Below are 12,029 nucleotides of genomic sequence, written 5' to 3'. Positions count from 1 at the left end.
AGTTAAAACGTTTGGCCTTACTTAACGGAGAACCATTAAGCCTTTGGCTTCTTCACGCCGTACTTGGAGCGAGCCTGCTTACGGTCTTTAACACCTGAGCAGTCCAGCGCGCCACGAACGGTGTGGTAACGCACACCTGGCAGGTCTTTTACACGACCGCCACGGATCAGGATCACGGAGTGCTCCTGCAGGTTATGACCTTCACCGCCGATGTAGGAGGTGACTTCAAAACCGTTAGTCAAACGCACACGGCAGACTTTACGCAGTGCGGAGTTTGGTTTTTTCGGGGTAGTGGTGTAAACACGAGTACAAACACCACGTTTTTGCGGGCAAGCTTCCAGCGCCGGCACGTTGCTTTTAGCAACCTGACGAACGCGTGGTTTGCGAACCAGCTGGTTAACTGTTGCCATTAAATAGCTCCTGGATTTAGCTTTTGCTTCGTAAACACGTAATAAATCGCCTCGTATTACTACGAGGAGGCAGAATTTTAGGGCTGTGCCCATAGGGTGTCAAGAAATAACCAGGTTTTACCCTTCACCAGGCCACTTGTTGTGGATGCTTCGTCGTCAGCGTAACGAAACCAGTATAGTTCAGACGCGACACATTGGTCGAAATTTGCGCAGTCAGCCCGCGCGCCATCACGTCTTCTTCTAATACCCACAGCGTGGCAGGCGACGCCAGCAGCTGCTGCAGCTTCTGACTGCCTGCCAGCGCGGCCGTCACACCATCCTGTAACAGCAGCACGTCATCGCCCTCCTGTAACAGCAGCAGCAGGCTATCGAAATCGCATTGCCAGGGAGAGTGCAGCAGGGTGTAGAGCATGGTCAGTTCTCAGAAACGGAGGATACGGTCATAAGTTGCCAGCGTCTGGCGCAGCGCGGCAGGTTCCAGCAGCTGCGCATCCAGCACGCGCGCTGCCGTGAGGCTCTGGCCACGTGCCAGCAGTGACGCCTGACAGATATAGCAGCGATCGATGTCGTATAGCGCCAGCACGCCAAAGGTCGCAATATAGTCACGCGCCAGAATCTGCGCCGGCTGCTGATCGCGGTTGAGCTGCAGCACGCCGTCGCCAATAAAGAACAGGCCGATATCCTCACTCAGCGCGCCGGTCGCCAGCACGGCATCCAGCCCTTCCCGGCCAGCACTGCTGCCGTGCGGAGCCTGCGTAAACAGAAACGCCACGCGGTTCATCAGAACTGCACCAGGCGATCGCAGCTCAGGGCGGCTTCCGCCAGTGCGCCCAGGCCGCTAAGGGTAAATCCGGGCTGCAGATTGCTGCCCGCCAGCTGCAGGCGCGCTGCCTCCTGCGCATCGGTCACGCCGCGCCGCAACGCGGCTGCCACACAGATATTCAGTGCCGCGCCACTGTCGTCGCGCAGCTGCTGCCAGGCGCGCACCATGTCCACTTCATCGCTGGCCGGCGCGCTGAGCTGGTTAGCATTCAGCACGCCTTCGCGGTAAAAGAACACGCTTTCCAGCTGATGTCCCTGCGCCAGCAGCGCACGGGCAAACAGCAGCGCGCTACTGGCGTGCTGTGTGCCGTAAGCCGGCCCGGTCACCAGCAGCGTGTAGCGCATTAGCGATCCTGCCCCTGCAGATCGCCACTCTTAAACTGGCGAATATACAGATACACGGTGTGCTTAGAAATATTGAGGCGATCGGCCACCTGGTTAATGGCGTCCTTAATATCGAAAATGCCCTTCTCGTACAGATTGAGGACGATTTGGCGATTCTTGGCGTTATTCGACACGTTGCGATCGGCGCTCACTTCTTCAATAGTGAACTCCAGCGTCTGGGTGACCAGATCCTCTACCGAGCTGGCAAAGTTGACGTTGGAATCCACCTGCTGCGTTTCCGGCGGCATGAAAGTCGACATAATCTGCGAAAACGGTACGTCCAGGTTCATATTGATGCACAGCAGGCCAATCACCCGCTGCTGCCGGTTACGAATCGCAATGGTTACCGACTTCATCAGCACGCCACTTTTGGCCCGCGTGAAGTAGGCGCGGGACACATTGCTCTCCGCGCCGTGCATATCATGCAGCATGCGCAGCGCCAGATCGGTAATCGGGGAACCCACTTTGCGGCCGGTATGTTCGCCGTTGGCGATACGCACGGCGGAGCATTTAAGATCTTCCAGAGAGTGCAGCACGATTTCGCAGTGCGAGCCAATCAGCATCGCCAGACCGTCGACCACCGCTTCGTAGGATTTAAGAATATCGTAGTCTGCTTGTTCGAACGGACGCTGCTCCAGTAAATCGAAGTCAGTCAGTTCGCCGGGATTGAATGGATTAGACATCGAAGACATTACCCTAAATGGCTGGAGCCTGTCTCGACAGCATTGGGGCAGACTCATCTTATGATCATTGTGCAGGCGCTAGTCTGGCAAATGTCGCCGTTTTTAGCCAGAGCTTTACTCATCGCGCCGCAAATTCAGGATGAGCGAAAACAAAACCGCCGCCCGAAGGCGGCGGTGCAAGTCAGCTTACTGCGCTTTCTTGTCAGCGGCGGCCGGAGCCTGCGCTTTCTCATCGGCTTTCGGCGCCGGCTTGATGTCGAGCAGCTCAACATCGAACACCAGCGTTGAGTTGGCCGGAATACCCGGTACGCCGTTTTTGCCGTAAGCCAGGTTCGGTGGGATCACCAGCTTGATCTTACCGCCTTTCTTCACGTGCTTCAGACCTTCGGTCCAGCCCGGGATTACGCCGTCCAGACGGAACGACAGCGGCTCGCCGCGCGTGTAAGAGTTGTCGAACTCAGTGCCGTCAATCAGCGTACCTTTGTAGTTAACCACCACGGTATCGCTGTCTTTCGGGGTTTCACCGCTGCCCTCTTTCTCTACCTGATACAGCAGGCCAGATTCGGTTTTCTTCACGCCCTTCTCTTTGGCGAACTTGTCCGCGTAAGCGGTGCCTTTGTCGGCATTCTCTTTCGCGTCTTTTTCCATCTTCGCCTGAGCGGCCCCTTTCACGCGGCCTTCAAACGCCTGCAGCGTCTGCTCAATCTCTTCGTCAGACAGCTTGCTCTTGCCGCCAAACGCATCCTGAACACCGGCAATCAGCTGGTCTTTGTCCAGTTTGATACCCAGTTTCTCCTGCTCCTTCAGAGAGTTGTCCATGTAGCGACCCAGGGAGGCGCCCAGCGCATAGGCTGACTGCTGGTCTTCGTTTTTGAAGGCAGCATTTTTCGGCGCCTGTGGCGCAGCCTGCGCTGCGTCAGCCGGTGCCGCAGTGGTTTCTGCTGCCATTGCCAGCGGTGCATTCAGCGCGACGGCCATGGTGGTAGCTAACAATGTGACTTTAAACAGTGATTTCATCCTTTCTCCAAAACCGAAGCTTCAAAACCTCGGGAATCATTGCGGACAGTGGCCCACACTATAACTTTACGTGGCAGTGGCGAACACTCCCACAGTGTAATTACCCGGTCAACCTCCGACCTTTTTTGCTTCAGGAAGTTTCATCAGAGATATAGGCGCAACGCGGGAATTCAATGCATACGCCAGACCGAAGGTGAAATATCAGGTGATTCTGACACGAAAGACCGTAGAATCACGCCCGACAAGATCAACGCGCAGCACCGTGACAGGAGGAGTGATGATGCAACAACCAGAATGGGATCAACGCCTTGAGGCGCTGGAGAGCAAGCTGGCTTTCCAGGAACATACCATTGAGCAGCTCAATCAGACGGTGGTTCAGCACGAGCTGGAAATGAGTAAACTGCGTGAGCAGGTGCGTCTGCTGGTGGATAAAGTGAAGGCCGCCGCCCCGTCCATGGTCGCTTCGCAAGCGGAAGAGACCCCGCCGCCGCACTATTAATATCGCGTGCTTTGCTGCCCAATAAAAAGGCCACCCGCAGGTGGCCTTTTTACGCTTAGTGGTTGCAGCCGCAACCACCGTGGCCGCCGCAGCCGCCGTGACCGTGCTCATGATCGTGACCATGGTCGTGGTCGTGGTCATGATGATGGCCGTCAGCGCCATGAACGTGGCCGTGAGCGATCTCTTCTTCCGTGGCTTCACGGATAGCAACCACTTCCACATTGAAGTTCAGGTTCTGACCCGCCAGCATGTGGTTACCGTCAACCACCACGTGCTCATCTTCCACTTCGGTGATCTCGACCGGCACCGGGCCCTGGTCGGTTTCTGCCAGGAAGCGCATGCCAACCTGCAGCTCGTCAACGCCCATGAACACGTCTTTCGGTACACGCTGCACCAGGTTGTCATCGTACTGGCCGTACGCGTCGTTTGCCGGGATATGCACGTCAAACTTGTCGCCGACCGCGTGATTTTCCAGCGCTTTTTCCAGACCAGAAATCAGGGAACCATGACCGTGCAGATAATCCAACGGCGCACTCACCGGTGACTCGTCAACCAACACACCGTCTTCGGTACGAACCTGATACGCCAGGCTCACCACCAGGTCTTTTGCTACTTTCATGATATCTCCTAACCGTTGAGAACAAAGAATCCCGTCTCATTGGTCTATTCTCGCGTGCAATAACCAACCAGAAAGGTTCAGTACTGAGGATGCCAACAGTGCTGTTGGACCATACTGCTCAGCGTTAATGGCGCCGATTGTAGCGGAATTCAATACCGCTGTAAGGCTAAGCTTAAAAAAAGCTGCGCCATCGCGCTACTCCGGATGAAAAATGCCAATCACTTGCTCAGTGCTGCGAACCTGATCGCGCGCCTGCTTGTCCGCCTCACGCATCTGGTGGCCGCACTTCACGCACTCCACCACATCGACATTGTTTTCACGCCACATCGCCAGCGTGTCTTTCTCCTGACAGTGCGGACAAACCGCACCGGCAATAAAACGTTTACGCATAGTCTTTCCTGCCCGTTATCAGAACGGATACGTTAAGTGTAGCCCTACTCATCATCCCAGCCGTCAAACTGCCGTTTTTCATGCTGCATTTCACGCTGGAAAATGTCCTCCAGCTCGCGTCGCGCCTCACGCACGCGTGAAACCTGCACGCTGTCGTCGTGGCTCGGCACCAGTTCACGCAGCATGCGCATATCCAGCCGGCGGAAGTGCTGCTGCGCGCGCTGCGCCTGATGCGGATGCATGCCCAGTGATATCAGCGCTTTGCGGCCTAACTCCAGCGCACTGGAGAAGGTTTCACGCGAGAACAGCGTGACGCCCGCCTGCAGCAGCTCATGCGCCTCGACACGACCGCGCGCCCGCGCCAGGATCTCCAGTTGCGGGAAGTGCTGCTGGCACAAGTGCACGATGGTCATCGAATCTTCCGGATCGTTACAGGTGATGACAATCGACTGCGCATTCTCCGCCCCGGCGGCACGCAGTAGCTCGAGCTCAGTGGCATCGCCATAGTAAACCTTGTAGCCATATTTGCGCATCAGGCTGACCGCCGAGATATCGCGCTCCAGCACGGTGATGCGCTTGTTGTTGGCCATCAGCAAACGCCCGACCACCTGACCAAAACGGCCAAAGCCCACCACAATCACCTGAGGCTGATCGTCCTCGACAAACGGCTTTTCGCCGTCCTCTTCCGGTTCGTTAAAGCGGCGCGCCAGAATCTTATCCACGCCCTGCATCAGCAGCGGCGTGGTCATCATCGACAGCGTCACCGTGACCAGCAGCAGCGGCAGCTGATCGCCGCTGAACAGTTTTGCCGACGACGCCGCCGAAAACAGCACGAAGGCGAATTCACCGCCCTGACTCAGCACGCCGGCAAACTGCAGACGCTCCGAACTGCGCAGGCCATAAATGCGCGCCAGCACATAGAGCACCAGCGTTTTCACCGCCACCAGCAGCACCACGCCGATCAGAATTTCGAGGATGTGGGTATAAAGCACGCCGAGGTTGAGCGCCATGCCCACCGAAATAAAGAACAGCCCGAGCAGCAGCCCTTTAAACGGCTCAATGGCAACTTCCAGTTCGTGGCGATACTCACTCTCTGCCAGCAGAATACCGGCGATGAACGTCCCCAGCGCCATCGACAGGCCCAGCGCATCCATAAACAGCGCCGAACCGAGCACCAGCAGCAGCGAGGCGGCGGTAAACACTTCCCGCACGCCGGACGCGGCGATGAAACGGAAAATCGGCCGCAGCAAATAGCGGCCGCCCACCAGCATACCGGCGAATGCCAGCACCTTCATGCCCACCTTGAGCCAGTCAACGTGGCCACTGTCGCTGCCGGCCAGCAGCGGCACCAGCGCCAGCGCCGGAATCACCGCCAGGTCCTGGAACAGCAGCACTGAGAAGCCCAGCTGCCCCGCTTCGCTACGGTTCATGCCTTTGTCGCGCATCAGCTGCAGCGCCATGGCGGTCGAGGACATCGCCAGGCCAATACCGCCAATCACCGCGGCCTGCCAGCTGAAGTCGGTCAGCCACAGCAGCACGCCGAGAATCGCTGCCGAAACCAGCACCTGCGCGGCACCGACGCCAAAAATAGAGCGCCGCAGCGCCCACAGCTTGGCCGGGTTCAGCTCCAGCCCGATGATAAACATCAGAAACACCACGCCAAGCTCCGAGAAGTGCAGAATCTCGTCCACATCGCTGATGAAGCCCAGCCCCCACGGGCCGATGGCGATACCGGCCAGCAGATAGCCCAGCACCGCACCAATGCCGAGCCGGGCGGCAATCGGCACCACCAGCACCGCCGCCACCAGATAAATCACGCCGGCGGTGAGTAACGTTTCGCCTTGCATCACACTCCTCCGTTCGGCAGCGGTGACGCCAGCCAGTCGCCATAGGCGCGCGCAAAATTGCGCAGCACCTCGGGTGTCTGACGACGCGCCCAGTAAATCACCATCGGCGTCAGCCAGTGCATGCGACACATCTGCGCCGTCAGCTCAAACGGTCGCATAATGTCGCTCATCGGGTAGCGATTGAGGCCGCTGTGGTGATACGCCGTCGCCGGCTCACCGGTGGTCACCACGCTGCGCCAGTATTTGCCTTCCAGCGCATTACCGTCCTGCCCACTGGCAAAGCCGCGCGACAGCACGCGATCCAGCCACTCTTTCAGCAGTGCCGGACAGCTATAGGTATAAAGTGGATGCTGAAACACCACGATTTGATGGTCGCGCAGCAGTTGCTGCTCGTAATGAATATCAATAAAGAAATCCGGATAGTGGGCGTATAAATCGTGCACCGTGACGTGGTCCAGTTCCATAGCCGACTGCAGCAAAACCCGATTAGCAATCGAATCCTGTGATTCCGGATGGGCGTAAAGCAGCAATATTTTGGGCGGCTGCGACATCGTTCCCCTCCAAAGCGTCGTCACCGCGGCGGAATTCCGCTACCATGCTCGACGCAACAAACATTATCGAATTATGTTGCCGATAAATTAACATATTCTGACGATACGGCGCTTATGATTGTCTTTTCCGCATTACAAATCCGTCGCGGCACTAATGTGCTGCTGGATAACGCAACGGCCACCATTAACCCGGGGCAAAAAGTCGGCCTGGTGGGTAAAAACGGCTGCGGTAAATCCACGCTGCTGTCACTGCTGAAGGGTGAAATCAGCAGCGATGCCGGCAACGTCACCTTTCCCGGCAACTGGGCGCTGGCGTGGGTGAATCAGGAAACCCCGGCGCTGAGTAAAGCCGCGCTGGAATATGTTATCGACGGCGACCGCGAATATCGTCAGCTCGAATCCGAATTAGCGGCAGCCAATGCGCGCGACGATGGCAATGCCATCGCGCTGCTGCACGGCAAGCTGGACGCTATTCAGGCGTGGAGCATACATGCACGCGCCGCCAGTCTGCTGCACGGATTGGGCTTCAGCCAGGAACAATTAATGCGGCCGGTGAGCGATTTCTCCGGTGGCTGGCGTATGCGTCTCAACCTTGCTCAGGCGCTGGTATGCCGTTCCGACCTGCTGCTGCTCGATGAACCGACTAACCACCTCGATCTCGACGCGGTGATCTGGCTGGAGCGCTGGCTGAAGAGTTATACCGGCACGCTAATCCTGATCTCGCACGACCGCGACTTCCTCGACCCGGTGGTGGACAAAATCATCCATATCGAACAGCAGACGATGTTCGAATACACCGGCAACTACAGCTCGTTCGAGCGTCAGCGCGTAGCCAAACTGGCGCAGCAGCAGGCGCTGTACCAGAGCCAGCAGGAAAAAGTCACCCACCTGCAAAAGTACATCGATCGCTTCCGCGCGCAGGCCACCAAAGCCAAACAGGCGCAGAGCCGCATCAAGATGCTGGAGCGTATGGAGCTGATTGCCCCGGCGCACGTCGATAACCCGTTCAGCTTCAGCTTCCGCGCGCCAGAAAGCCTGCCTAACCCGATCCTGAAAATGGAGCAGGTTTCGGCGGGGTACGGTGAGCGGGTGATTCTGGATGCCATCAAACTCAACCTGGTGCCGGGTTCACGCATCGGCCTGCTGGGGCGTAACGGTGCCGGTAAATCCACGCTGATCAAACTGCTGGCGGGCGAGCTGGAGCCGCTGGCGGGCAAAGTGGGGCTGGCGAAAGGGATCAAGCTGGGTTACTTCGCGCAGCATCAGCTTGAGTATCTGCGCGCCGATGAGTCGCCGCTGCAGCATCTGGCGCGCATCGCCCCGAAAACGCTGGAGCAGCAGCTGCGTGACTACCTGGGCGGCTTTGGTTTTCAGGGCGACAAAGTCAGCGAAGCCACCGAGCGTTTCTCCGGCGGCGAGAAAGCGCGGTTGGTGCTGGCGCTGATCGTCTGGCAGCGGCCAAATCTGCTGCTGCTCGACGAACCGACCAACCACCTCGATTTGGATATGCGCCAGGCGCTGACCGAAGCGCTGATCGACTTTGAAGGCGCACTGGTGGTGGTGTCACACGATCGTCACCTTCTGCGTTCAACCACCGACGATCTTTACCTGGTGCACGACCGCAAAGTGGATGTGTTCGAGGGCGATCTGGACGATTATCAGCAGTGGCTGAGCGACCTGCAGAAGCAGGAAACGCAGCAGGATGCCGCGCCGAAGCAGGACAACGCCAACAGCGCGCAGTCCCGCAAAGATCAGAAGCGCCGCGACGCCGAGCTGCGCGCGCAGACGCAGCCGCTGCGCAAAGAGATCGAAAAGCTGGAGAAGCAGATGGCCAAATGGCAGACACAGCTCAGCGAAGCCGAAGCACAGCTGGCCGACAGCGCCATTTACGAGCAGAGCCGTAAGGCCGATTTAACCGCCGCCCTGCAGCGCCAGGCGGAGAGCAAATCGGCGCTGGAAGAGGTCGAAATGGCGTGGCTGGAGGCGCAGGAGCAGCTGGAGCAGATGCTCGCGGGGTAAGGTGCGCGATGATGCCCTCACCCTGACCCTCTCCCATAGGGAGAGGGAATAAACCTTACTCCCGCGCTGGAACAGCCTCCTCCCACAGGAGAGGGAACAAACTTTAATCCGCCTTACCTGCTACGCACGGTCGGCCCCCTCTCCCGCTGGCGGGAGAGGGGTGGGGTGAGGGCAATCAACGCTCCGAAATCACACCGGCACATCCCCTAACACCGTCGCGCGATGCATCACGCGCCGCGCCGGATAATAATCCGCGTTGGCATAATGCTGCGTCACGCGATTATCCCAGATTGCCACATCATTCGGCTGCCAGCGCCAGCGCACCTGAAACTCCGGTTTGGTGGCGTGCGCAAACAGATAGCCCAGCAGCGCCTCGCTCTCCTTCTCGCTTACGCCCAGCAGCCTGGTGGTAAAACCTTCATTAACAAACAGCGCTTTGCGTCCGCTCACCGGATGGGTGCGGATCACCGGATGCTGCACCGGCGGATGCTTCGCCACGGCCTGCTGCCAGCGCTGATGCTCCTCTTCCGTCTTACGGTACTTATACTCCTGGAACGATTTCTTAAAGTCGTGCTCCGCCTGCAGGCCACTCAGCAGCTGTTTGAACGGCTCTGACAGCGCCTCGTAAGCGGCAATCCCGCTGCTCCACAGCGTATCGCCGCCGCTCTCCGGCAGCAGCTTTGAGGCCAGAATGGCGATCGCCGGCGGCGTCTGAATAAAGGTGACGTCGGTATGCCAGTTATCGTTGTCCGGCGGGTTATCCTGATGCGTATCCAGCACGATAATCTCATCCACGCCTTCGGCATGCGGATAAACCGGATGAATGTGCAGATCGCCGAAGCGGATCGCCAGCGCGCGCTGCTGCTCCGGCGTAATGCGCTGATCGCGCAGAAACAGCACCTGGTGACGCAACAGACCATGGTAAAGCTGCTCAAACTGCGCGTCACTCAGCGGACGGCTGAGATCAACATCGCTGACCTGCGCCCCGATATACGGACCCAGCGCGGTAAAATTCACTCGTTCGTTCATTGCTGTTCTCCATTCCAGGGCGTCAGTCGGCGCTGTAGCGCACGTAAACCCAGTTCTAAACTAAAGGCAATCAGGGCGATCACCGCGATGCCCGCCAGCACCACATCGGTGGCGAGAAACTCCCCAGCCGACTGCACCATAAAGCCCAGTCCGCGCGTCGCGGCAATCAGTTCGGCCGCCACCAGCGTGGACCAGCCCACACCAAGACCGATGCGCAGGCCGGTGAGAATCTCCGGCAATGCTCCGGGCAGAATGACAAAACGCAGCAGCTGCCCGCGCGTCGCCCCCAACGCCTGAGCGGCACGGATCCGCACCTGCTGCGTATTCTTCACGCCGGCCAGGGTGGATAAAGTCACCGGCGCGAAAATTGCCAGATAAATCAGTAAGATCTTTGAGGTTTCGCCAATGCCAAACCAAATCACCATCAGCGGTAAATAGGCCAGCGGCGGCACTGGTCGATAGAGTTCAATCAGCGGATCGAGCAGCCCGCGCACCGCCGGGCTAAGCCCCATGGCAATGCCCACCGGAATGCCGATCAGTGCGGCAAAGAACAGCGCCACCAGCATGCGCGTCAGGCTGGCACCAAGGTGCTGCCATAGCGTGGCATCCATAAAGCCCTGCGGACCAGCAATAACCAGCAGCTTATGCAGCACCTGCTGCGGCGGCGGCAGAAACAAGGGCGCAATCAGCCCCAGCGCGGTCACGCCCCACCACAGCAGCAGCAGCACGGCCACGCTCAGCAGGCTCAGCGACAGCTGGCGGGAAAAGGGCCAGCGCAGGCGACGAACGCGGGACGTCCGGCGCTTGTCATCAATAACGGCACTCATACAAACGCCTCCCGCTGCGCGAACACCTGGTTCAGGACATACTCACGTCGTTCGATAAATGCCGGATCGGATTTGATGCTGCGGCACGGCTCGCCTGCGGCGAAGCGCTGGCCAAAGTCGAGCTTCAGGCGTTCCACTACGCGACCCGGACCCGGCGACAGCAGCACCAGTTCGCTGGCGAGAAAGACGGCTTCTTCGATGTCATGGGTGATCAGCAGAATCTGCTTGCCGGTATCGCGCCATAACGTCAGCAGCAGCGTCTGCATCTGCTCGCGCGTGAAGGCATCCAGCGCACCGAACGGCTCATCTAACAGCAGCAGCTGCGGATCAGCGGCCAGCGCACGGGCAATCCCCACGCGCTGACGCTGACCCCCAGAGAGCTGCCAGATAAAACGCTTTTCTGCGCCCTCGAGCCCGACCTTACGGATCAGACGGCGGGCGATCGCGTGCCGTTCAGCTTTTGCCATGCCCGCCAGCTGCAGGCCAAACGCCACGTTATCGATGACGTTACGCCACGGCAGTAGCCCTTCGTTCTGAAAGACCACGCCGCGCTCTGCGCCCGGTCCGCGTACCGGCTTGCCATCCAGCGTGATACTGCCGGACTCCAGCGGCAGAAAGCCGGCGATCAAGTTCAGCAGCGTGGTTTTGCCACAGCCGGACGGCCCCAGCACCACCAGTAATTCGCGGCTGGCCAGCTGCAGATTGATATCCTGCAGCGCCGGTTGCCCGGCGTAACGTGCGTTGAGATGGGTGATGCTGAGCATAAGGCCTCCGTTATTTGGCTAAGGGGGCAACAAAGCGCGTGGTGACAAAGCTGCTGTAGTCACTGGCGGCATCCGGTACTTTGCCCTGCTCTTTCAGAAACTGTGCGGTGTCGACAATCGCCTTGTTGACCGGTTTGCCGAGCTGTTCCACCTGCTGCTGCGCCGTCA

15 protein-coding genes and 1 pseudogene are annotated in these 12,029 nt (G+C 58.7%); 2 read left to right on the top strand and 14 right to left on the bottom strand.

Annotated elements, in window-relative coordinates:
• Positions 1-35: 35 nt before the first annotated feature.
• From rpsL to fkpA, 6 genes are all read right to left on the bottom strand, one after another.
• On the bottom strand, positions 36-410 hold the full coding sequence (gene rpsL, locus ERD80_RS01240) for a 30S ribosomal protein S12 (RefSeq protein ID WP_010616440.1): 375 nt from the start codon (positions 408-410) through the stop codon (positions 36-38).
• 124 nt (positions 411-534) lie between these two features.
• The gene (gene tusB / locus ERD80_RS01235; protein ID WP_021507460.1) at positions 535-822 is read right to left on the bottom strand and encodes a sulfurtransferase complex subunit TusB; all 288 of its coding nucleotides are present in this window, start codon (positions 820-822) and stop codon (positions 535-537) included.
• Positions 823-831: 9 nt separating this feature from the next.
• Positions 832-1,191, bottom strand: coding sequence for a sulfurtransferase complex subunit TusC (tusC, locus tag ERD80_RS01230; RefSeq protein ID WP_021507459.1), 360 nt, complete (start codon positions 1,189-1,191; stop codon positions 832-834).
• Positions 1,191-1,577, bottom strand: a complete 387-nt coding sequence (tusD, locus tag ERD80_RS01225) for a sulfurtransferase complex subunit TusD (protein WP_021507458.1) — start codon at positions 1,575-1,577, stop codon at positions 1,191-1,193. Before tusD ends, tusC begins: the two co-directional genes overlap by 1 nt.
• Complete coding sequence (locus tag ERD80_RS01220) at positions 1,577-2,299, bottom strand: transcriptional regulator (protein WP_021507457.1); 723 nt, start codon at positions 2,297-2,299, stop codon at positions 1,577-1,579. Before ERD80_RS01220 ends, tusD begins: the two co-directional genes overlap by 1 nt.
• Positions 2,300-2,485: 186 nt before the next feature.
• Positions 2,486-3,316: an FKBP-type peptidyl-prolyl cis-trans isomerase gene (fkpA, locus tag ERD80_RS01215; protein WP_021507456.1), complete on the bottom strand. Its 831-nt coding sequence runs from the start codon at positions 3,314-3,316 to the stop codon at positions 2,486-2,488.
• A gap of 280 nt (positions 3,317-3,596) precedes the next feature.
• Between fkpA and ERD80_RS01210 the strand changes: the two genes are divergently transcribed.
• Complete coding sequence (locus ERD80_RS01210) at positions 3,597-3,815, top strand: SlyX family protein (protein ID WP_010616434.1); 219 nt, start codon at positions 3,597-3,599, stop codon at positions 3,813-3,815.
• 55 nt (positions 3,816-3,870) lie between these two features.
• Here ERD80_RS01210 and slyD read toward each other — a convergent pair whose 3' ends face one another.
• The 4 genes from slyD to kefG all read right to left on the bottom strand — a co-directional run bounded on the left by slyD (position 3,871) and on the right by kefG (position 7,222).
• Entirely contained in the window at positions 3,871-4,434 is a 564-nt protein-coding gene (slyD, locus tag ERD80_RS01205) for a peptidylprolyl isomerase (RefSeq protein WP_021507454.1), read from the bottom strand.
• A gap of 195 nt (positions 4,435-4,629) precedes the next feature.
• Entirely contained in the window at positions 4,630-4,824 is a 195-nt protein-coding gene (locus tag ERD80_RS01200; protein WP_021507453.1) for a YheV family putative zinc ribbon protein, read from the bottom strand.
• Between the two features lie 44 nt (positions 4,825-4,868).
• Complete coding sequence (gene kefB, locus ERD80_RS01195; RefSeq protein WP_021507452.1) at positions 4,869-6,671, bottom strand: glutathione-regulated potassium-efflux system protein KefB; 1,803 nt, start codon at positions 6,669-6,671, stop codon at positions 4,869-4,871.
• Positions 6,671-7,222, bottom strand: a complete 552-nt coding sequence (kefG, locus tag ERD80_RS01190; protein WP_136545555.1) for a glutathione-regulated potassium-efflux system ancillary protein KefG — start codon at positions 7,220-7,222, stop codon at positions 6,671-6,673. Before kefG ends, kefB begins: the two co-directional genes overlap by 1 nt.
• 114 nt (positions 7,223-7,336) lie before the next feature.
• Between kefG and ERD80_RS01185 the strand changes: the two genes are divergently transcribed.
• A complete protein-coding gene (locus ERD80_RS01185; RefSeq protein ID WP_104189617.1) occupies positions 7,337-9,241 on the top strand; it encodes an ABC transporter ATP-binding protein in 1,905 nt (634 codons plus the stop codon).
• Between the two features lie 189 nt (positions 9,242-9,430).
• Here the strand turns inward: ERD80_RS01185 and tauD are convergent, their stop codons facing one another.
• From tauD to tauA, 4 genes and pseudogenes are all read right to left on the bottom strand, one after another.
• Positions 9,431-10,270: a taurine dioxygenase gene (gene tauD, locus ERD80_RS01180; protein WP_136545554.1), complete on the bottom strand. Its 840-nt coding sequence runs from the start codon at positions 10,268-10,270 to the stop codon at positions 9,431-9,433.
• Positions 10,267-11,097, bottom strand: a complete 831-nt coding sequence (gene tauC, locus ERD80_RS01175; RefSeq protein WP_021507448.1) for a taurine ABC transporter permease TauC — start codon at positions 11,095-11,097, stop codon at positions 10,267-10,269. Before tauC ends, tauD begins: the two co-directional genes overlap by 4 nt.
• Positions 11,094-11,861 (bottom strand): taurine ABC transporter ATP-binding subunit, encoded by a 768-nt coding sequence (gene tauB / locus ERD80_RS01170; protein ID WP_021507447.1) that lies wholly within the window; start codon positions 11,859-11,861, stop codon positions 11,094-11,096. Before tauB ends, tauC begins: the two co-directional genes overlap by 4 nt.
• Before the next feature lie 10 nt (positions 11,862-11,871).
• Positions 11,872-12,029 (bottom strand): annotated as a pseudogene (gene tauA, locus ERD80_RS22735) (taurine ABC transporter substrate-binding protein); the annotation flags it as partial.

It is taken from the genome of Pantoea sp. R102 (genome assembly GCF_004916815.1).
Lineage (GTDB): Bacteria > Pseudomonadota > Gammaproteobacteria > Enterobacterales > Enterobacteriaceae > Pantoea > Pantoea dispersa.
The sequence above is the reverse complement of the archived record's forward strand: the minus strand, read 5'-3'. Positions and strand labels throughout refer to the sequence as shown.

What these genes read in the sequence shown, in the direction of transcription:
- kefB (WP_021507452.1), bottom strand. Translation starts at nt 6,671, where the DNA reads ATGCAAGGCGAAACGTTACTCACCGCCGGCGTGATTTATCTGGTGGCG.
- ERD80_RS01200 (WP_021507453.1), bottom strand. Translation starts at nt 4,824, where the DNA reads ATGCGTAAACGTTTTATTGCCGGTGCGGTTTGTCCGCACTGTCAGGAG.
- fkpA (WP_021507456.1), bottom strand. Translation starts at nt 3,316, where the DNA reads ATGAAATCACTGTTTAAAGTCACATTGTTAGCTACCACCATGGCCGTC.
- tauC (WP_021507448.1), bottom strand. Translation starts at nt 11,097, where the DNA reads ATGAGTGCCGTTATTGATGACAAGCGCCGGACGTCCCGCGTTCGTCGC.
- tauB (WP_021507447.1), bottom strand. Translation starts at nt 11,861, where the DNA reads ATGCTCAGCATCACCCATCTCAACGCACGTTACGCCGGGCAACCGGCG.
- tusD (WP_021507458.1), bottom strand. Translation starts at nt 1,577, where the DNA reads ATGCGCTACACGCTGCTGGTGACCGGGCCGGCTTACGGCACACAGCAC.
- ERD80_RS01210 (WP_010616434.1), top strand. Translation starts at nt 3,597, where the DNA reads ATGCAACAACCAGAATGGGATCAACGCCTTGAGGCGCTGGAGAGCAAG.
- rpsL (WP_010616440.1), bottom strand. Translation starts at nt 410, where the DNA reads ATGGCAACAGTTAACCAGCTGGTTCGCAAACCACGCGTTCGTCAGGTT.
- tauD (WP_136545554.1), bottom strand. Translation starts at nt 10,270, where the DNA reads ATGAACGAACGAGTGAATTTTACCGCGCTGGGTCCGTATATCGGGGCG.
- kefG (WP_136545555.1), bottom strand. Translation starts at nt 7,222, where the DNA reads ATGTCGCAGCCGCCCAAAATATTGCTGCTTTACGCCCATCCGGAATCA.
- tusB (WP_021507460.1), bottom strand. Translation starts at nt 822, where the DNA reads ATGCTCTACACCCTGCTGCACTCTCCCTGGCAATGCGATTTCGATAGC.
- ERD80_RS01185 (WP_104189617.1), top strand. Translation starts at nt 7,337, where the DNA reads ATGATTGTCTTTTCCGCATTACAAATCCGTCGCGGCACTAATGTGCTG.
- ERD80_RS01220 (WP_021507457.1), bottom strand. Translation starts at nt 2,299, where the DNA reads ATGTCTAATCCATTCAATCCCGGCGAACTGACTGACTTCGATTTACTG.
- slyD (WP_021507454.1), bottom strand. Translation starts at nt 4,434, where the DNA reads ATGAAAGTAGCAAAAGACCTGGTGGTGAGCCTGGCGTATCAGGTTCGT.
- tusC (WP_021507459.1), bottom strand. Translation starts at nt 1,191, where the DNA reads ATGAACCGCGTGGCGTTTCTGTTTACGCAGGCTCCGCACGGCAGCAGT.